We start from the raw sequence: 18,847 nt of genomic DNA on the forward strand, positions 1-18,847 counted from the left end.
TGATAAATAGGGGGCGTCCCGACATCGACTGGCGCGCCGTCGCCCCGCAGTTTAGAGGAAGAGTCCGGGGCCCGGGCGACTTCCTTCGGGGAATCTGACGCCGACTTTGCCGATCTTGTTCCCGTCCATGACCGCGACGGTCCAAATGGTGTTGTTCCATTCCACCTGGTCGCCGACCACGGGTGCCCCGCCGACTTTCTGGGTGATGAAACGACTCAGTGGCATGTCCGGGTCGATGCCCTCGAGCTTGAGCCCGTACAGCGCCGAAACCGCGCCCAGCTGGGCGTCGCCTTCCAGAACGAAGTCGCCGAAGAAGCGCAGGTCGAGGCCCCGTTGGGGTGCCTGGCTGAACAGTTTGCCGAGGGCCGGCAAGTTGTGTTCATGGCCGATCACGCAGAGCAAATCATCGACTTCCAGCACCGTACTACCCGACGGATGGAGCAGTTGCTGGCCACGAAACAGCGCAGCGATCCGTGTGCCCTCGGGCATTTTCAGCTCCCAAGGGCGGCGCCGATGCACCATTTCTCGGCGCCCAGGCGGTAGACGAACAGCTCCCACTCGCTGGTGACGTGTACTTCCAGGGCCGCCCGGGAGATTGGCGCAGGCTCGGGCGGTACTGTCACCTTCAACAGTTTGGCCACCCATGGCAGGCTCGTACCCTGCACCAGCAGCGACACCAGCACGATAAAGAACGCCAGGTTGAAGTACAGCTGTGCGTGGGGCAGGCCGGCCATCAGCGGGAACACCGCCAGAATGATCGGGACCGCGCCGCGCAGGCCGACCCAGGCGATAAAGGCTTTCTCTCGACCGTGGAAGGCCTTGAACGGCAGCAGGCCGACGATCACCGACAGTGGCCGTGCGAAGAGAATCATCCACAGCGCCAGGCCCAGGGCTGGCAGCGCGATGGGCAGCAGATCGTGGGGCGTGACCAGCAGGCCCAGCACCAGGAACATGCCGATCTGCGCGAGCCAGGCCATGCCGTCGAGCATATGCAAAATGCCATGCCGGCTGCGCACCGGGCGGTTGCCGATCACCAAACCGCACAGGTACACCGCGAGGAAGCCGCTGCCGTGCAAGGCGTTGGTCAGGGCAAACACGAACAGGCCGCCGGAAATCACCAGGATCGGGTACAGGCCGTTGGCCAGGTTGATCCGGTTGACCATCTGCAGCATCAACCAGCCGCCGCCCAGGCCAATGATGCCGCCGATGCCGAACTCGCGGATCAGGTGGCCCAGCAGGCTCCAGTGCAGGCCGGTCTGGCCGCTGGCGAGCATGTCGATCAGGGTGACGGTGAGGAACACCGCCATCGGGTCGTTGCTGCCGGATTCGATTTCCAGGCTGGCGGTGACCCGTTCGTTCAGGCCCTTGCCGCCCAGCAGCGAGAACACCGCCGCGGCGTCCGTGGAGCCGACGATGGCGCCGATCAGCAGGCCTTGAATAATGTTGAGGTTGAACAGCCAGGCGGCTGCCATGCCGGTGAGACCGGTGGTGATCAGTACCCCGACCGTCGCCAATGACAGCGCGGGCCAGAGAGCCACGCGAAAACTCGCCACCCGTGTTCGCAAGCCGCCATCGAGCAGGATCACCGCCAGGGCGAGGTTGCCCACGAGGTAGGCGGTCGGGTAGTTGTCGAAGATGATGCCGCCGCCGTCGACGCCGGCAATCATGCCCACGGCCAGGATGATCACCAGGATCGGGATGCCCAGGCGGGACGAAAGAGAACTCACCAGAATGCTCGCACCTACCAGCAACGCGCCGATCAAGAACAGGCTGTTGATGGTCGTCGCATTCAAAGGCAGTACTCCATGAGCGGGAAAGACGAGGCGCAAACTGACCATGCAGTCTGCGTGCCAGCGATTCTAACCTGTTGAATTGCTGTGCTGTCAAAAAAGGTGTTGGGGATGTACACAGGTCAAATGTGGGAGCTGGCTTGCCTGCGATTGCGGTGTGTCAGTCACTGGAGATCGTGACTGTCAGATTGCTATCGCAGGCAAGCCAGCTCCCACAAGGGATCGCCGGTGTCAGTTAAAGCCTGAACCGCCCCACCATCCCGTTCAAATCCACCGCCAATCGCGACAGCTCGCCGCTCGCCGCACTGGTTTGGCTGGCGCCGGTCGCCGATTGCACCGACAAATCACGAATGTTCACCAGGTTGCGATCCACTTCCCGCGCCACCTGCGCCTGCTCTTCAGCGGCACTGGCGATCACCAGGTTGCGCTCGTTGATTTCAACGATGGCGGTATTGATGGTATCCAGCGACATCCCCGCACCCTTGGCGATATTCAGCGTCGACTCTGCGCGTTCGGTGCTGTTACGCATCGAATTCACCGCATGCTCGGTACCGGCCTGAATGCTGCCGATCATCCGCTCGATCTCGCTGGTGGACTGCTGGGTGCGATGGGCCAGGGCCCGTACTTCATCCGCCACCACCGCAAAACCACGCCCGGCTTCACCGGCACGCGCCGCTTCAATCGCCGCGTTCAAGGCCAGCAGGTTGGTCTGGTCGGCCAGGCCACGAATCACGTCCAGCACCTTGCCGATGTCCCGGGACTCTTCCGCCAGGTTGCCGATCAAGGTCGCGGTGGCTTGCACGTCACTGCTCATGCGCTCGATGGCGCCGACGGTTTCCTGCACCAGGTCACGGCCATCGCCGGCCGAGGAGGTGGCGTTTTTCGAAGCTTCGGAGGTGCTGACCGCGTTGCGGGCCACTTCTTCAACCGCACTGGTCATCTCGTTCACCGCCGTGGCGGCTTGTTCGATTTCGTTGTTTTGCTGGGTCAGGCCACGGGCACTTTCGTCGGTCACGGCGTTCAGCTCTTCCGCTGCGGAAGCCAGCTGGGTGGCCGAGCCGGCGATGCGTTGCAAAGTGTCCTTCAACTTGTCCTGCATCTTGGCCATCGCCAACAGCAGTCGGCCGGCTTCGTCGTTGCCTTCGACCTTGATCGGACGCGTCAGGTTGCCTTCGGCAATTTCTTCGGCGGCGTCGAGGGCCTGGGCAATCGGCAGGGTGATGCTGCGGGTCAGCAACCAGGCGAACAGCATGGTCAGCGCCGTGGCCAGGATCAGCAGGATCACCACCAGCTCAAACGCCATCTCGTATTGGTCGGCGGCTTGCTGGTTGGTGGCGGTGGCCATCTTGTTATTGATGTCCAGCAGGCGGTTCAGCACGGCGTTGACCTGCTCCGAGTTGCTCAGCAGTTCGGTGTTCAACAGGGTGCGCAGCTCGTCCATCTGGTTGGCCCGGGACAGGCTCTTCATGCGCTCTTCGATCTGGTGGTACTGGCCCAAAAGACGCACGTACTCGTCATAGGCAGCACGCTCTTCGCTGCTGTCGATCAGCTTCTCGTAGACCGCCTGGGCGGTACGAATCTGCTGATTGCGCACATCAAACGCTTCGAGGGTCTTTTGCTGGACGTCGGGCTCGCGGTTGGTCAGCAGTCGATAGGACAGCACCCGCAGGCGCAGGGTCAGCTGGGTGAACTCGTCCAGGGCGCGAATGCTCGGCACGCTGCTCAGGGTGATGTCTTCCGTCGCCGCGCGAATCTTGCTCATCTGGTTCAACGCGAACACGCCGAGAAACAACATCAGCGCGCCAATCAACGCGAAGCCGAGGAAGGCCCGCGGCGCGATATTCATATTACGAAGAGACATGCTGTGATCCTGGGGAGAAGCGCGATCCATGCGGGGTTTGGGCGGGGTGTCCATGACCTATCGGTCATACGACTAAAGTCTTGAGGGGGTGCGCGCTTTTGTCGCAGAGCGGGACGGTCCGACGGGATTCAGGAACCAGATGCCATAAATGCAGTCACTAAGGCTCGAAAGCGTGGCCTGCCCTGTAAAATCAAGGCCCCGCGCCGGGGATAACCCTGGCATCCGAGGTGATTTTTCTTTATCGTCACCGCCCTTTGAAAAAGCCCGAGAAATCAAAATGTTAGAAGCATCCCTCAGCCAATTGGAACAACTGGTCAGTGACCTGGTACAGCAGAATCAGGATCTGCTGGGCACCAACGAATCCCTCAAGGCCGAACTGGCTCGCGCCAAGGATGAAAACGACAGCCTGCAACTGAACCTGATGGAACAGGAAGAGAAGCAGGGCGCCACTGCAGCTCGTATCCAGGCGTTGGTTGAGCGTGTGAGCGCAGGTCCTGTCAGCGCATGAATGAAGGGATAAAGGTCGTTTCGATTCTCGGTGAGGATTACTCGATCAAGGCTCCGGAAGGGGAAGACAACACCCTGATGAGCGCCGTGACGATGCTCAAGGCATCCCTGGCCACCACCAAGAAAAAGTACCCGACGCTGATCGGTGACAAGCTATTGGTGCTGGCGGCGCTGAACCTGTGCGCCGAGCAGATCGAAATGCAAAAGCACCATCAGCAGGAACTCGACCGTTACCAAGAGCAAGTCAGCGCCACGGTCGAAGTGATTTCCAAGGCGATCGGACAGCCTTAGAACCACTCATCCTGCATCCCCAGGCACGTGTCATCGCGTGCCTCGAGAATCGCCAGTTCATGATGGCAGCCCGGTATTTCCCACGTCAGGAAGTACCGGGCGGCCTGGAGCTTGCCCTTATAGAAGGCGACATCGGCAGCATTGCCCTTGGCCAGCCCTTCCTCGGCGCGAATCGCCTGTTCCAGCCAGCGCCAGCCAATCACCGTATGCCCGAACACTTTCAGGTACAGCGCCGAATTCGCCAGGCTGCTGTTGACCTTGCCTTGGGCGAGATCCGTCAGCAGGCCGAGGGTGACTGCTTGCAGGCGCGTTACCAGTTGTTCCAGCGGTTCCCGCAGGGCCGTCAGCGACGGGTATGCCTGTGCCCGCGCGCCGGTCTCGGCGATCAGGCGAATCAGTTGTTTCAAGCCCGCACCGCCGTTCTGCGCCAGCTTGCGCCCGAGCAAATCCAGCGACTGAATGCCGTGGGTGCCTTCATGGATCGGGTTCAGGCGGTTGTCGCGGTAGTACTGTTCCACCGGGTATTCACGGGTGTAGCCATGGCCGCCGAGAATCTGGATCGCCAGTTCGTTGGCTTTAAGGCAAAACTCCGACGGCCAGGATTTGACGATAGGCGTCAGCAGGTCCAGCAGTTCGTGGGCCTGTTTGCGCGCCGCTTCGGTATCCAGGGTGGTGGTGTCATCGAACAGGCGTGCGGCGTACAGGCCAAGGTCGAAGGCACCTTCCACGTAGGCTTTTTGGGTCAACAGCATGCGCTTGATATCGGCGTGCTGAATGATCGACACCGGCGCAGTGTTCGGGTCCTTGCTGTCCGGCAGGCGGCCTTGCGGGCGCTCGCGGGCGTATTCCAGGGAGTACAGGTAGCCGGCGTAACCGAGCATCACCGCGCCCATGCCCACGCCGATCCGCGCTTCGTTCATCATCTGGAACATGCAGCTCAGGCCTTGGTGCGGTTTGCCCACCAGGTAGCCGACACACTCGCCGTTATCGCCGAAATTCAGCGCAGTCGAGGTGGTGCCGCGCCAACCCATCTTGTGAAACAGCCCGGCCAGCAGCACATCGTTGCGCTTGCCCAGGCTGCCGTCGTCGTTGACCAGGAATTTGGGCACGATAAACAGCGAAATGCCCTTCACCCCGGCAGGCGCGTCCGGCAGCTTGGCCAGCGCCATGTGCACGATGTTTTCCGACAGCGGGTGATCGCCGCCGGAGATGAAGATCTTGTTGCCCTTGAGGCGATAGCTGCCGTCAGTTGCCGGCTCTGCGCGGGTACGAATATCCGACAGCGACGAACCCGCGTGGGGCTCGGTCAAGGCCATGGTGCCGAAGAAGCGGCCTTCGATCATGGGTTGCAGGAAGCGTTGTTTCTGCTCCTCGGTGCCGAAGCTCTCGATCAGGTTGGCGGCGCCCATGGTCAGGAACGGGTAGGACGTGGATGCGGCGTTGGCCGACTGGAAGTGGGCGAAACACGCCTGGGAGAGCAGGGTGGGCAGTTGCATGCCGCCGGCTTCGAAGCTGCGGGCGGCGTTGAGAAAACCGGCTTCGAGGAAGGCATCTACCGCCGGTTTCACCTCGGGAATCAGAATCGCCTGACCGTTTTCGTAGCGTGGCTCGTTCTCGTCCCCCTTGCGGTTATGCGGGGCGAAGAACTTTTCGGCAATGCTGCGGGCGGTGCCGATGGCGGCGTCGAAGGTTTCACGGTTGTGTTCGGCAAACCGCTCGCGCTGGGTCAGGCCCTCGGCATCGAGGACTTCGTACAGCTCGAAAGCCAGATTGCGGGAACTGAGCAGCGTCTCGGACATGGCGGCTTACCTGTGTGGGAATGGGCCGAGTCTAAGTGCGCAAATAGAGGCTGGATAGCAAGATTGATCTGGGTGATGGAGGGGCAAAACGCGGCTCGAAGGTGGAACGCGGTTAATGTGGGAGCGGGCTTGCTCGCGAATGCGGTGGATCAGTCGGTACATCCGGTGACTGACACTCCGCATTCGCGAGCAAGCCCGCTCCCACAGTTTTACCGCGTTTCTTCAGTTAGCCGATGGTCATCAGGCTGGCGTTGCCGCCCGCCGCAGCGGTGTTGACGCTCAACGCACGTTCGATCACCAGACGCTCCAGGGCAATCCCGGTTTCGCCCGAAGACAAACCGTGAACCCCGACAATCGCCCCGCCACGCTTGGCCACTTGCTGGCAAACCCCGCGCAGTTGGTCGGAATCGCCGTGATGCAGCACGGCATCAAATACGGTTTCATCCTTGGTCCAGTCAGCCACCAACTTGATCTTCGCCTGAAGCTCCTTCGGCAAACGTGCGAACACGGCCTTGGTCAATTCAGTTTCCGGCCATACCGCCGAGCCGCCGACTGCGAGTACCGCTGCCAGTTGCGTCAGCAGGTCGCCTTCCACTTCCGCCAGGCACAACACGTGCTCGCGGGGCAGGATGGCGTAGCTGTTGCGCTCGCCGGTCGGGCCGGCCAGTTGGCGGGTGATACCGCTTTGGGATTGCGCGGCGAACTGCACGCACAGGGCGCTCAAGTCGCTGAGCTTGTTGCTGTCGGCCCAGGCTTGCAGGGCAGTCAGAGGCTTGCTCATGGCATCCCGCAGGCGAACATCCGGTGCTGTCAGGGCATCACCGCGAACGAAGGATTGCTCGATGGCATCCGTAGGACGGGTCGACAGCAGACGGTACAGGTACAGCGGACCGCCGGCTTTGGGACCGGTACCCGACAAACCTTCGCCGCCGAAAGGCTGCACGCCCACCACGGCACCCACAATGTTGCGGTTAACGTAGACGTTACCGGCGTGGACGTTGTCGATCACCTTGGCGATGGTCTCGTCGATTCGGGTGTGCACGCCCAGGGTCAGGCCGTAGCCGGAGGCATTGATCTGGCCGATAAGCTGGTCGATCTCTTTGCGCTTGTAGCGCACCACGTGCAGCACCGGGCCGAAGATCTCCCGTTGCAGTTCGTCGAAGCTTTCCAGTTCGATCAGGGTTGGCATCACGAACGTGCCACGCTTGATCTCTTCGCTATCGGCAATCGCGACCTGGTAAACGTTGCGGCCTTTGTCGCGCATGGCCTGGGTATGTTTCTCGATGCCAGCCTTGGCTTCGGCGTCGATCACCGGGCCAATGTCCACCGACAGACGCTCCGGGTTGCCGAGGCGGCATTCAGCCATGGCACCTTTAAGCATTTCGATGACACGATCAGCAGAATCTTCCTGCAAGCACAGCACGCGCAGGGCCGAGCAACGTTGGCCGGCACTGTCGAAGGCCGAGGAAACTACGTCGATCACCACTTGTTCGGTGAGTGCCGAGGAGTCGACGATCATCGCGTTCTGGCCACCGGTTTCGGCGATCAGCGGAATCGGACGACCCTGTGCATCCAGGCGGCCGGCGACGTTGCGTTGCAGCAGACGCGCGACTTCGGTGGAGCCGGTGAACATCACGCCCTTGACGCGATCATCACCCACCAGGCGAGCACCGACGGTTTCGCCCTGGCCCGGCAGCAGTTGCAGCACGCCTTCCGGAATCCCGGCTTCCAGCAAGAGGCGCACGGCTTGTGCGGCCACCAATGGTGTTTGCTCGGCAGGCTTGGCCAGCACCGGGTTACCGGCGGCCAGTGCAGCAGCGACCTGGCCACTGAAGATCGCCAGCGGGAAGTTCCACGGGCTGATGCACACCACCGGTCCCAGCGGGCGGTGAGCGTCGTTGGTGAAATCGTTGCGGGCCTGCACTGCGTAGTAACGCAGGAAGTCCACGGCTTCGCGCACTTCGGCGATGGCGTTGGCGAAGGTCTTGCCGGCTTCACGGGCCAGCAGGCCCATCAGTGGCTGGATCTCGCCTTCCATCAGGTCGGCGGCACGTTCCAGGATCGCGGCGCGTTCGGCGGGCGGGGTGGCCTGCCAGATTGGCGCAGCGTTCAGGGCGCACTGGATCGCGTTGTCGACGTCTTCGACCGTCGCTTCCTGCACATGGCCGACCACGTCACGCAGATCCGACGGGTTCAACACCGGTGCAGCGGCTTCATTGCTGGAAGCGCAACCGAGCATCGGCGCGGCTTTCCAGTTGTTGTGAGCGGTGGCCAGCAAGGCGCAGGACAGCGACGCCAGACGGTGTTCGTTGGCCAAGTCGATACCGGCGGAGTTGGCGCGCTCGGCACCATACAGGTCGCGGGGCAGCGGGATACGCGGGTGCGGCAGGCCGAAGCCGCCTTCCTGCGTCGCCATCTGCTCGATGCTGGCCACTGGATCGGCCACCAGCTCCTGGATCGAGATGGATTGGTCGGCGATGCGGTTGACGAACGAAGTGTTGGCGCCGTTTTCCAGCAGACGACGTACCAGGTAAGCCAGCAGCGTTTCGTGAGTGCCGACCGGTGCGTACACGCGGCACGGACGGTTCAGCTTGCCTTCGGAGACCTTGCCTACAACCTGCTCGTACAGAGGTTCGCCCATGCCGTGCAGGCATTGGAACTCGTACTGGCCGGGGTAATAGTTCTGACCGGCAATATGGTAAATCGCCGACAAGGTGTGAGCGTTGTGGGTAGCGAACTGCGGGTAGATAACTTCCGGAACCGAGAGCAGTTTGCGTGCACAGGCAATGTAGGAAACGTCGGTGTACACCTTGCGGGTGTACACCGGATAGCCTTCCAGGCCTTCGACCTGGGCGCGCTTGATTTCGCTGTCCCAGTACGCGCCTTTCACCAGGCGGATCATCAGGCGATGGCGGCTGCGGCGTGCCAGGTCGATCACATAGTCGATCACATACGGGCAACGCTTCTGGTAAGCCTGGATCACAAAACCGATACCGTTCCAGCCGGTCAGTTGCGGCTCGAAGCACAGGCGTTCCAGTAGGTCGAGCGACAGCTCCAGGCGATCGGCTTCTTCGGCGTCGATGTTCAAACCGATGTCGTATTGCTTGGCCAGCAGGGTCAGCGACAGCAGGCGCGGGTACAGCTCGTCCATCACGCGCTCGTACTGCGCACGGCTGTAACGCGGGTGCAGGGCCGAAAGCTTGATGGAGATGCCCGGACCTTCATAAATCCCACGACCGTGGGACGCTTTGCCGATCGAGTGGATGGCTTGTTCGTACGAGGCCAGGTACTTCTGGGCGTCGTGTTCGGTGAGTGCGGCTTCACCGAGCATGTCGTAGGAATAGCGGAAACCCTTGGCTTCGAACTTGCTCGCGTTGGCCAAGGCCTCGGCGATGGTTTCGCCGGTGACGAACTGCTCGCCCATCAGGCGCATGGCCATGTCGACGCCCTTGCGGATCATCGGCTCGCCGCTTTTGCCAATGATGCGGCTCAGGGACGACGTCAGGCCGGCTTCGTTATGGGTGGCGACCAGTTTGCCGGTCAGCAGCAAGCCCCAAGTGGCGGCGTTAACGAACAGCGACGGGCTGTTGCCCAAGTGCGGGTGCCAGTTGCCGGTGCTGATCTTGTCGCGGATCAACGCGTCGCGGGTGCCTTTGTCGGGGATGCGCAGCAGCGCTTCGGCGAGGCACATCAGCGCTACGCCTTCCTGGGACGACAGGGAAAATTCTTGCAGCAAGCCCTGGACGATGCCTGCACGGCCGCCGGCGCTTTTCTGATTGCGCAGTTTCTCGGCAATCGAAGAGGCGAGCTTGTTGGTGGCTTCGGCCATTGCCGCGGGCAGACGGGCCTGCTCGATCAGCATCGGTACCACTTCCGGTTCCGGGCGACGGTAAGCGGCGGTGATCGACGCGCGCAGTACCGATTGCGGCAGGATGCTCTCGGCGAACTCCAGGAAGCACTGGTGGGCGTGGTCGGTCTGGACCTCGCCGGCTTCTTCTGCGTCCTTGCTGCCCAGGCCGTTGAGCTCGGCCAGGGTTGCACCACCCTCGAGTTTCTCCAGGTAATTGAAAATCGCCTGCTTGATCAGCCAGTGCGGCGTGCGATCAATGGAGGTCGCGGCCGCCTTCAGGCGCTCGCGGGTCGGGTCGTCAAGTTTGACCCCAAGGGTGGTCGTAGCCATCTTTTTATCCTCATGGGTGCCACTACTGCGTGGCATCAGCTGGCGGCAAGATTAGCTTTGCGCCGTGAGAGGTGCAACCGGGTGCAACCCTTTTTATCCATGAAATTTTTGATGCTGATCGGGAAAAATTATCGGCGCAGCCGAATCGGCTGCGCCTTGGTGCATTTGCTTCTGACTTTGGCTGCGCTTGCTCCGAAAAGGAGCAAAAACACGGTGTTTCTCGCAAAAAACATCAAGGTGCAACTTATTCTCAAGAAACTGGTTGCACCTTATTTGCTTTGTTGAATAGCATTCGCGCCCAAGGTGCAACCTCTTACGGACGGTTCATCGGCTGATGGCTTTCCTGGGGAAACGTCAGTCATAAATGCGCGGCGCCAGGCTTCGTCTATCCACTAGCCAAGTGGGTGGCCGTCCGGACAGACCGCCGCTACATAAAAACAATGCCAGGGCGTAACTCAATGAGCGTAAGTAATCCTACCCTGATCACATTTGTGATCTATATCGCTGCCATGGTGCTGATCGGCTTCATGGCCTATCGCTCCACCAACAACCTTTCCGACTACATCCTCGGCGGTCGCAGCCTCGGCAGCGTGGTCACCGCGCTCTCGGCCGGCGCCTCGGACATGAGCGGCTGGTTGCTGATGGGCTTGCCCGGCGCGATCTACATGTCTGGCCTGTCGGAAAGCTGGATCGCCATCGGCCTGATCGTCGGTGCCTACCTGAACTGGCTGTTTGTTGCCGGTCGCCTGCGGGTGCAGACCGAGCACAACGGCGACGCCCTGACCCTGCCGGATTACTTCTCCAGCCGTTTCGAAGATAAAAGCGGCCTGCTGCGGATCATCTCTGCGGTGGTGATCCTGGTGTTCTTCACCATCTACTGCGCTTCCGGCATCGTTGCCGGCGCCCGCCTGTTTGAAAGCACCTTCGGCATGTCCTACGAGACTGCGCTGTGGGCCGGTGCTGCCGCGACGATTGCCTACACCTTCGTGGGTGGTTTCCTGGCGGTGAGCTGGACTGACACCGTACAAGCCACGCTGATGATCTTCGCCCTGCTGCTCACGCCGATCATCGTGCTGCTGGCCACCGGTGGCGTCGACACCACCTTCCTGGCGATCGAAGCGCAGAACCCTGACAACTTCAACATGCTGAAAAACACCACCTTCATCGGCATCATTTCGCTGATGGGCTGGGGCCTGGGTTACTTCGGCCAGCCGCACATCCTCGCGCGTTTCATGGCGGCGGATTCGGTGAAATCGATTGCCAACGCACGTCGCATCTCCATGACCTGGATGATCCTGTGCCTGGGCGGCACCGTAGCGGTGGGCTTCTTCGGTATCGCCTACTTCTCGGCGCACCCGGAAGTCGCCGGTCCCGTGACCGAGAACCACGAGCGTGTGTTCATCGAACTGGCCAAGCTGCTGTTCAACCCATGGATTGCCGGTGTGCTGCTGTCGGCCATCCTGGCTGCCGTGATGAGTACCCTGAGCTGCCAGTTGCTGGTGTGCTCCAGCGCCCTGACCGAAGACTTCTACAAAACTTTCCTGCGTAAAAACGCCTCCCAGGTTGAGCTGGTGTGGGTCGGTCGTGCCATGGTGCTGTTGGTGGCGCTGATCGCCATCGCCATGGCCGCCAACCCGGAAAACCGCGTACTGGGCCTGGTGAGCTACGCCTGGGCTGGATTCGGTGCTGCATTCGGTCCTGTGGTGCTGATCTCGGTCCTGTGGAAAGGCATGACGCGTAATGGCGCACTGGCCGGCATCCTGGTGGGGGCGATTACCGTGATCGTGTGGAAGCACTTCAACCTGCTGGGCCTGTACGAAATCATCCCGGGCTTCATCTTTGCCAGCCTGGCGATCTACTTCGTGAGCAAGATGGGCGCTCCGACGGCTGGCATGCTTCAGCGGTTTGACGCGGCCGAGGCGGATTACAACCTCAACAAGTAATCGGCGGGGGCTTGAATGCCCGCTGAAGTGAAAACGGCCCGCATCTTTGGATGACGGGCCTTTTCTATGGGGTTAAAAAATCGCAGTTTTTACAGTTTCAGGTAGTAGTAAAGGTAGAAGGTTAACGCCGATATTATCCACATCAGTCCGAAAATAGCTGTGCAGTGAAGTAGGCATTTCATGCCTTTCGGAAAGTCTCGTACTTGCTGTACATCGATGATGCCGCGTCTTGCGTTTCGTTTGGTAAACACGAGTGCCGCATAAACCGCGCTGAGTCTTAGCATTCTGCCTCGCGGCGAGCTTCCCCAGAAGCCACTATGGAATTCCACAAGGCGACACTTGTTTAGATGGCGCTCCATTACCTCAAGTTTTCGATACGCAAGGAAAAATCCGAAAATGCCGTAGGCAATCATCAACAAGGAGGAGCCTATTAGTATCAGGTCTTTCAAGGGTTGCTGGAGGACGTAATCAATGTTCATACAAAACATCTCCCATTTCTTCGCCAGCCATCCCAAGCAGACTTCCTCCGGCAGCTCCTCCTATACCGCCAGCTATCAATAGGCAACCTAATGACCCAGGACCCGTTGTGGGAGCCAATACGAGAAAGCACAGCCCGGAGCCAGCGGAGCCGCCTAGAATTCCACCTGCCACCCCTCCTGCCAACTTCCCCACCTCCACATATTTCGCCTTCCTGCACTGCTCTTCCCTCCCTGTAGAGCAAGCCTCCCTGATTTCCAGCGCCGACGCCGTAGTGCTCAGTGCAATTCCCAGTGGCGTTCCATTTTTCAGCAGCTTGGCGGTCTTTGAAACCCGAGCAATCGTTTCGGCATATCGGTTGATTTCCCCGGTATGCAGATAGCTTCGGGTGGATATCCCGAGCATTTTCTTGATCGATCCCTCATTGCGCAAGTGAGTGCCGTAACGTGCAAAGCCGCGCATTTGTGCTTCCAGTTTGGCGAACAGGGTTTGGCGTCGAGCCAGAAAGTCGTTCCGTACGACGCCGCCACCTTGGCGCAGCGACTGTTTATGCAGCGCATCAATGTCTTCGAGCGTTTTACCAATGTCCTGCAAATGCCGACTCCAGGCATCACCCGCCGTGCCTATTCCGAGCGAGGCGTAGCCCAGTATTTTTTGCAGCAGGTCGTAGTTGTGCAGGGCGAAGGTATCGCTGCCTTCGGCCATAACGCTATGTCGAATATTCCAGGCGGCGCTCATCAGGCGGGACTCTTCCAGGGTGCAGGCCGCCGTCGAGTCATCGCCTATGATCACCAACTGGCCGGGTAGAACAACAACATTGCGAATGTGACTGTTAAGTACGTCGAACTTGGCCTGCGCGTGTTTGCCCAAGCGCAGCCTGGTCTTGAGCTCCACTGAGGTTTGTTGCCGTTCATTGATGAATGCATAGGGCTGAGGCATTGGGGCGTCCTCAGCAGTCTTTATGGATGATGGGGGTATTCAGGGCGTGATGGTTGTTGCATGCCATGTATGCGGTCCTTTCCGAAGGGAGATGGCACCGCAATTTAAGGGCTCGCCTTGTGACTGTGAGCGTTGAATGTGAGGCGGTTTTTATACTTTGGGAAACGGGCCACAAGCTACCGTCAGCTATCTGACAGTAGTCTGTGAAAGGGCATCCACCGATTTCGAATTCGTGGTTTTTCAGTCGTGATCAGTGTCCGGCTGGTTGAGAAAAATCAGCACACCCAGGATCGCCATATAAAACTTGAACGCAGCTTCCTGGCCGTTCCACTGATGGGATTGCCACATCAGGAACCACTCGCCGCCGATCACCATAAATCCGAAGAACCACACGACAAAACCGAGGGTCAGTCCTGCAACTGCGCATTTCTTTGCGAGGTTGAATTCGGTGCCAGTAGCACGACGAGCCCGCCACAAGGCCAGTGCGCCACGCGCCAGCAGCACGGCCGTCAGGGCTTCACCGGCGATGATCAGCCAATATGCACCGTGCCACAGCCATGGGGTGGTGATGGCGCGATACATCGCGGCGTTGCCGGGGAAGGTGGTGTCCATGCTCAGCACATGTTTGACGAAGGCGAAGTTGGAGCCGTAGTCAGTGATGTTGTTGAAGGCGACGAGTGTGGCGAAGGCTGCCAGGGCAAGGGTCAGAACGATTTTTGCGTAGCGGGTGGCCATGTTTTTTTCCGTTGTGATGCCGATGAGGTGGGTCGTAACGCTAGCACGCTCATGACGGTTGCTCGACGTTTGAGACATGAAGAATTGGGCACCTGGGATGTAAGGATTTACTGATTTGCCGGCAGCGCACTCAGCTCGGCAAACAGCTGGTGCAGAATCGGCCACCCACTACTCGCAGAGAAACACCGGATGTTCGCTCCTGCCAATCAAAGTGCCTTTACCCTGACCCTCGACGGCGTGCCCAGTGATCTCAAGGTACGTGAGTTCACGGGTGATGAATTCATCAGCCTGCCCTATCGTTTTGACCTTGAGCTGGTCAGCGAGCAACCCGACCTTGACCTGGAAAGCTTGATGCATCGCCAGGCGTTCCTGGGGTTTGATGCGCATGGCCATGGTATCCATGGTCAGGTCTATCGGGTGGCGCAAGGCGACTCGGGCAAGCGCCTGACGCGTTATCAGATCACGCTGGTTCCGCAGTTGGCTTATCTTGAGCACAGCACTCACCAGCGGATTTTCCAGAACCGGACGGTGCCGCAGATCCTTGCACTGGTGCTGGAAGGGCAGGGCATCCAGGGGGATGCCTTCTCGTTTCAACTGAGCGGGGTGTACCCCAAGCGTGAGTACTGCGTTCAGTTTGGCGAAACCGATCTGGAGTTCATTCAGCGGTTGTGCGCCGAGTCGGGCATCCACTATCACTTCCAGCACCATCCGGAGCGCCATCTTTTGGTGTTCGGCGATGACCAGACCGTGTTCGTCCAGCCTGATCAAGCAACCCAGTACGCTGCAGGTTCCGGGATGGTTGCCGACACACCGGTGATCAAGCGTTTTATTGTGCGGCTGAAGACCCGTACCACCGGTGTGAACCTGCGGGATTACGACTTCAGAAAACCCCGTCTGGCGCTGGAAAGCGTGGCATCCGGTGGTCAGCTTCCCACTCTGGAAGACCAGCGTTATCCCGGGCATTTTACGGATCGCGCTCATGGTAAATACCTGGCGCAACGTGTTTTGGAGCGTCACCGCGGCGACTTTCGCCAGGCCAACGGTCATAGCGATCAGCCGGCTCTGCTCAGCGGCCGCTTCCTGAAGATGGCCGGGCATCCTCGTCAGGAATGGAATGATTTGTGGCTGGTCACCCAAGTGACGCATGTAGGGCGCCAACCTCAGGCGCTGGAGGAGTCAGCCGCTGACGCCGCCAGTGATGAATTGTCTCAGGGCTATAGCAATGACTTTGTTGTAACACCATGGGACGTGCCGTTTCGAACGCCGTTGCTGGTGCCTCGGCCGCCGATGTGCGGCTACCAGAACGCAGTTGTCACCGGCCCCGTCGACAGCGAAATCCATTGCGACGAATACGGCCGGGTCAAGGTGCAACTGGCCTGGGATCGCGTCGGGGAAAACAATGAGCATTCCAGCTGCTGGCTGCGAGTGGCCAGTGGCTGGGCCCATGAACATTACGGCGCGGTGCTGATTCCGCGGGTGGGCATGGAAGTGCTGGTGGGCTTTGTCGATGGCGACGCCGACACGCCGCTGGTGGTCGGCTGCCTGGCCAATGCGGCGACGCCAGTGCCGTTGGACCTGCCGGCGGACAAGACCCGCAGCATCTTCCGCAGCCAGACCAGCCCCGGCGGCGGTGGCTACAACGAGCTGCGCATCGAGGACCGTAAGGGCGCCGAGGAAATCTACCTGCGTGCCCAGCGCAACTGGACCCAGCATGTGCTGCACGACCAGCATGTGCAGGTCGACAACCAGCGCAACGTGATCGTCAAAGGCCTTGATCGTCACGAGCTTCAGGGCGAAGAACAGCGCACCACCCACGGCAACCGCCTGACCGAACTCAAGCAGGACGATCACCTGACGATCACCGGCTCCCAGCATGTGCGTGCCGGGTTCACCGTTCACATCGGCGCCGGGCAAAGCATTGTTATCGATGCAGGCGCCAGCGTGACCCTTCAGGCAGGCGGGCACTGGATCAATGTTTCAGCGGACGGGATTTTCAGCAGCACGGAGGTCCAGCTTGGCGGCTCGCCGGCATCGGCCGGAGCGCTGCTGATGCCGGGGCTGCAAGAAAAGTTGCTGGCTGTCATACCGGCACCGTTGAGTGCTGTGCAGGTGTCCAGCCTGAAACGCAGTGCGCCCTTTTGCGAAGAGTGCGAACGCTGCAGGAATGGCGTGTGTAATACGCGTCTGCACCGCAACGCATCACTGGCCGGAGGCACGCCATGACTTCCCCCGGGCAGTGGCTTGAGGCTGCACCCTTGCAGGAGGGCGAGCAGTTGTTTGCAGTGTTGGGCAACGCCAGTGACTGCAGGCCGCTTGAAGCCTGGCGTCGTACCAATGGTGGCTCGCTCAGTCCTATCTGGGCGGGCAGCGAGTATGCGGCATGGGATGAGGTCATGCCCTGCGTTGCGGTGGTTGCGGTTGAAAGTGCTTTTCTGAAATGGGCCGCCGAATGCGAAGGTACCGATTGGGGATGGCTGGCCGTGTCGTCTTGTTCTGTGCAAACCGTCGTCGAGCACCTGCGCAGCCTGACCAAGGTCATCTTGCCGGAAGGGCAGGCGGTGTTCTTTCGTTTCTGGGACGGTGCTTATGTCCTGCCTGTCTTGCAGGCGCTGGGACCGCAGGCGAAGGCGTTGCTCCCGGTATTCAGTCGCTACTGGATCAATGGTCGCCAGCATGAGGTAGCAGTTACAACGGCGGGAGCGGCAAAGCCAAGCCCGTGGTGGCAAGTGCCGCCGCAGGTTCTCCAGCACTTGAGTGAGCAATCGAGCGTTACGCTGGTGGATAACCTGCTGCAATGGCTGGAAGAACAGCGCCCGGACTTGCACAGTGCCTTTGCGCCGGCGACCTTGAAGCACAAGGTCGCTCACTTCGTGCACCGGCCGGATGTCAGTCATCAGGCGCTGGCTGCCTGGCTGGGCTCAGAGTTGGGTTGAAGCCAAAGACTGCTGCAAGTCCTCGATCAGGTCCTCAATCGCCTCAATGCCGACTGACAGGCGAATCATCTCCGGCTTCACCCCGGCTTTCGCCTGCTCTTGTTCATTCATCTGACGGTGGGTGGTGGACGCCGGATGACAGGCCAGGGACTTGGCATCGCCGATGTTCACCAGGCGCTTGAAGATTTGCAGTGAGTCATAGAAACGTACGCCCGCCTCATAACCGCCCTTCAGGCCGAAGGACAGGATCGCCGACGGTTTGCCCTGCATGTATTTCTGCGCCAGATGATGGTGTGGGTGATCCGGCAGGCCGGCGTAGCTGACCCACTCCACCAGCTCGTGGTCTTGCAGGAAGTGGGCAATCTTCAAGGCGTTTTCGGTGTGGCGCTCCATGCGCAGGGCCAGGGTTTCCAGGCCTTGCAGCAGCAGGAATGCATTCATCGGCGCCAAGGCCGCGCCGGTGTTGCGCAGGGGCACAGTGCGGGCGCGAGCAATGAACGCCGCGGGGCCGAATTTTTCGGTGTAGACCACACCGTGATAGGCCGGCTCGGGCTGGTTGAGGCCGGGGAATTTCTCCGGGTATTGAGTCCAGGGAAAGGTGCCGCTGTCGACGATTACACCACCCAGCGAGTTGCCATGGCCGCCGACGTATTTGGTCACCGAGTGCACGACGATGTCCGCGCCGAACTGGATCGGCTTGCACAGGATCGGCGTGGCCACGGTGTTGTCCACCATCAGCGGAACACCTCGAGCGTGGGCGACGTCGGCGAGGGCTTCGATGTCGATGATATTGCCTGCCGGGTTGCCGATGCTTTCGCAGTACACCAGCTTGGTGTTGTCATCGATCAGCTCGGCGATGGCTGCGGCAGAGTCGTCACGGGCGAAGCGCACGTCGACGCCGAAACTCGGCAGCAAATGGGCGAACAGGGTGTAGGTGCCACCGTACAGTTGCGGAGTGGTGACGATGTTGTCACCGGCACGGGTCAAGGTCTGGATTGCATAGTGAATTGCCGCGCTGCCGGCCGACACCGCCAGGGCCGCGATGCCGCCTTCCAGTGCCGCGATGCGTTGCTCCAGCACGTCATTGGTGGGGTTCATGATGCGTGTGTAGATATTGCCGGGCACGTCGAGGTTGAACAGGTCGGCGCCGTGCTGGGCGTTATCGAATTCGAAAGCGACGTTCTGGTAGATCGGCACGGCGACGGCCTTGGTGGTCGGGTCCGACTTGAAGCCGTGGTGCAGGGCGATGGTGGCGTCTTTCATGAGTTGTTATGACCTCCATGGATAATTGCTCGCCACAATAAATCCGCTTTCGCGCCGGCGATTAGACTATTTTCGGCGGCGCCCCTGTGTTTGCGGCATAAGCACCACCTGACGCGCAGCCCTGCACCT

At 60.3% G+C, this 18,847-nt stretch carries 13 protein-coding genes and 2 pseudogenes; 6 read left to right on the forward strand and 9 right to left on the reverse strand.

Going from position 1 to position 18,847, the window contains the following annotated elements; all coding sequences use genetic code 11:
* Positions 1-51: 51 nt before the first annotated feature.
* From ACUN0G_RS01325 to ACUN0G_RS01335, 3 genes and pseudogenes are all read right to left on the reverse strand, one after another.
* A pseudogene (locus ACUN0G_RS01325) lies at positions 52-1,793 on the reverse strand (potassium/proton antiporter).
* 232 nt (positions 1,794-2,025) lie between these two features.
* Complete coding sequence (locus ACUN0G_RS01330; RefSeq protein WP_375378951.1) at positions 2,026-2,898, reverse strand: methyl-accepting chemotaxis protein; 873 nt, start codon at positions 2,896-2,898, stop codon at positions 2,026-2,028.
* Between the two features lie 33 nt (positions 2,899-2,931).
* Positions 2,932-3,705 (reverse strand): annotated as a pseudogene (locus ACUN0G_RS01335) (MCP four helix bundle domain-containing protein); the annotation flags it as partial.
* Between the two features lie 223 nt (positions 3,706-3,928).
* Between ACUN0G_RS01335 and ACUN0G_RS01340 the strand changes: the two are divergent.
* Positions 3,929-4,159, forward strand: coding sequence for a hypothetical protein (locus tag ACUN0G_RS01340; RefSeq protein ID WP_003209413.1), 231 nt, complete (start codon positions 3,929-3,931; stop codon positions 4,157-4,159).
* A complete protein-coding gene (locus ACUN0G_RS01345; RefSeq protein ID WP_017478279.1) occupies positions 4,156-4,449 on the forward strand; it encodes a cell division protein ZapA in 294 nt (97 codons plus the stop codon). The genes ACUN0G_RS01340 and ACUN0G_RS01345 overlap by 4 nt, the downstream gene beginning before the upstream one ends.
* Here the strand turns inward: ACUN0G_RS01345 and ACUN0G_RS01350 are convergent.
* Positions 4,446-6,248 carry an acyl-CoA dehydrogenase gene (locus ACUN0G_RS01350; protein ID WP_445572536.1) on the reverse strand — a complete coding sequence of 601 codons (1,803 nt, stop codon included), beginning with the start codon at positions 6,246-6,248 and terminating at the stop codon, positions 4,446-4,448. The genes ACUN0G_RS01345 and ACUN0G_RS01350 overlap by 4 nt on opposite strands.
* A gap of 226 nt (positions 6,249-6,474) precedes the next feature.
* Positions 6,475-10,428, reverse strand: coding sequence for a trifunctional transcriptional regulator/proline dehydrogenase/L-glutamate gamma-semialdehyde dehydrogenase (gene putA, locus ACUN0G_RS01355; protein WP_445572537.1), 3,954 nt, complete (start codon positions 10,426-10,428; stop codon positions 6,475-6,477).
* Positions 10,429-10,509: 81 nt separating this feature from the next.
* Here putA and ACUN0G_RS01360 point away from each other — a divergent pair, with 81 nt between their 5' ends.
* Both ACUN0G_RS01360 and putP read left to right on the forward strand, forming a co-directional pair.
* Positions 10,510-10,713: a hypothetical protein gene (locus ACUN0G_RS01360; protein WP_445572538.1), complete on the forward strand. Its 204-nt coding sequence runs from the start codon at positions 10,510-10,512 to the stop codon at positions 10,711-10,713.
* Between the two features lie 173 nt (positions 10,714-10,886).
* Positions 10,887-12,371 carry a sodium/proline symporter PutP gene (gene putP, locus ACUN0G_RS01365; RefSeq protein ID WP_258343358.1) on the forward strand — a complete coding sequence of 495 codons (1,485 nt, stop codon included), beginning with the start codon at positions 10,887-10,889 and terminating at the stop codon, positions 12,369-12,371.
* Positions 12,372-12,460: 89 nt separating this feature from the next.
* Here putP and ACUN0G_RS01370 read toward each other — a convergent pair whose 3' ends face one another.
* From ACUN0G_RS01370 to ACUN0G_RS01380, 3 genes are all read right to left on the reverse strand, one after another.
* Positions 12,461-12,850, reverse strand: a complete 390-nt coding sequence (locus tag ACUN0G_RS01370) for a hypothetical protein (RefSeq protein WP_445572539.1) — start codon at positions 12,848-12,850, stop codon at positions 12,461-12,463.
* The gene (locus ACUN0G_RS01375) at positions 12,840-13,787 is read right to left on the reverse strand and encodes a hypothetical protein (RefSeq protein ID WP_445572540.1); all 948 of its coding nucleotides are present in this window, start codon (positions 13,785-13,787) and stop codon (positions 12,840-12,842) included. Before ACUN0G_RS01375 ends, ACUN0G_RS01370 begins: the two co-directional genes overlap by 11 nt.
* A 240-nt stretch (positions 13,788-14,027) precedes the next feature.
* Positions 14,028-14,522, reverse strand: coding sequence for a DUF2165 family protein (locus ACUN0G_RS01380; protein WP_421524137.1), 495 nt, complete (start codon positions 14,520-14,522; stop codon positions 14,028-14,030).
* A 189-nt stretch (positions 14,523-14,711) separates the two neighbouring features.
* Here ACUN0G_RS01380 and ACUN0G_RS01385 point away from each other — a divergent pair, with 189 nt between their 5' ends.
* Positions 14,712-16,745, forward strand: coding sequence for a type VI secretion system Vgr family protein (locus tag ACUN0G_RS01385; RefSeq protein ID WP_445572541.1), 2,034 nt, complete (start codon positions 14,712-14,714; stop codon positions 16,743-16,745).
* Complete coding sequence (locus tag ACUN0G_RS01390; RefSeq protein ID WP_445572542.1) at positions 16,742-17,455, forward strand: DUF4123 domain-containing protein; 714 nt, start codon at positions 16,742-16,744, stop codon at positions 17,453-17,455. Before ACUN0G_RS01385 ends, ACUN0G_RS01390 begins: the two co-directional genes overlap by 4 nt.
* Here ACUN0G_RS01390 and ACUN0G_RS01395 read toward each other — a convergent pair.
* Positions 17,441-18,718, reverse strand: coding sequence for an O-acetylhomoserine aminocarboxypropyltransferase/cysteine synthase family protein (locus ACUN0G_RS01395; RefSeq protein WP_167662934.1), 1,278 nt, complete (start codon positions 18,716-18,718; stop codon positions 17,441-17,443). The genes ACUN0G_RS01390 and ACUN0G_RS01395 overlap by 15 nt on opposite strands.
* Positions 18,719-18,847: the final 129 nt, after the last annotated feature.

The sequence above is a fragment of the Pseudomonas sp. 32A genome (assembly GCF_052682255.1).

Bases quoted from the DNA above. Each gene is read 5' to 3' on its own strand.
- ACUN0G_RS01340 (WP_003209413.1), top strand. From the start codon at position 3,929: ATGTTAGAAGCATCCCTCAGCCAATTGGAACAACTGGTCAGTGACCTG.
- ACUN0G_RS01370 (WP_445572539.1), bottom strand. From the start codon at position 12,850: ATGAACATTGATTACGTCCTCCAGCAACCCTTGAAAGACCTGATACTA.
- putA (WP_445572537.1), bottom strand. From the start codon at position 10,428: ATGGCTACGACCACCCTTGGGGTCAAACTTGACGACCCGACCCGCGAG.
- ACUN0G_RS01385 (WP_445572541.1), top strand. From the start codon at position 14,712: ATGTTCGCTCCTGCCAATCAAAGTGCCTTTACCCTGACCCTCGACGGC.
- ACUN0G_RS01330 (WP_375378951.1), bottom strand. From the start codon at position 2,898: ATGGCCAAGATGCAGGACAAGTTGAAGGACACTTTGCAACGCATCGCC.
- ACUN0G_RS01375 (WP_445572540.1), bottom strand. From the start codon at position 13,787: ATGCCTCAGCCCTATGCATTCATCAATGAACGGCAACAAACCTCAGTG.
- ACUN0G_RS01395 (WP_167662934.1), bottom strand. From the start codon at position 18,718: ATGAAAGACGCCACCATCGCCCTGCACCACGGCTTCAAGTCGGACCCG.
- putP (WP_258343358.1), top strand. From the start codon at position 10,887: ATGAGCGTAAGTAATCCTACCCTGATCACATTTGTGATCTATATCGCT.
- ACUN0G_RS01350 (WP_445572536.1), bottom strand. From the start codon at position 6,248: ATGTCCGAGACGCTGCTCAGTTCCCGCAATCTGGCTTTCGAGCTGTAC.
- ACUN0G_RS01345 (WP_017478279.1), top strand. From the start codon at position 4,156: ATGAATGAAGGGATAAAGGTCGTTTCGATTCTCGGTGAGGATTACTCG.
- ACUN0G_RS01380 (WP_421524137.1), bottom strand. From the start codon at position 14,522: ATGGCCACCCGCTACGCAAAAATCGTTCTGACCCTTGCCCTGGCAGCC.
- ACUN0G_RS01390 (WP_445572542.1), top strand. From the start codon at position 16,742: ATGACTTCCCCCGGGCAGTGGCTTGAGGCTGCACCCTTGCAGGAGGGC.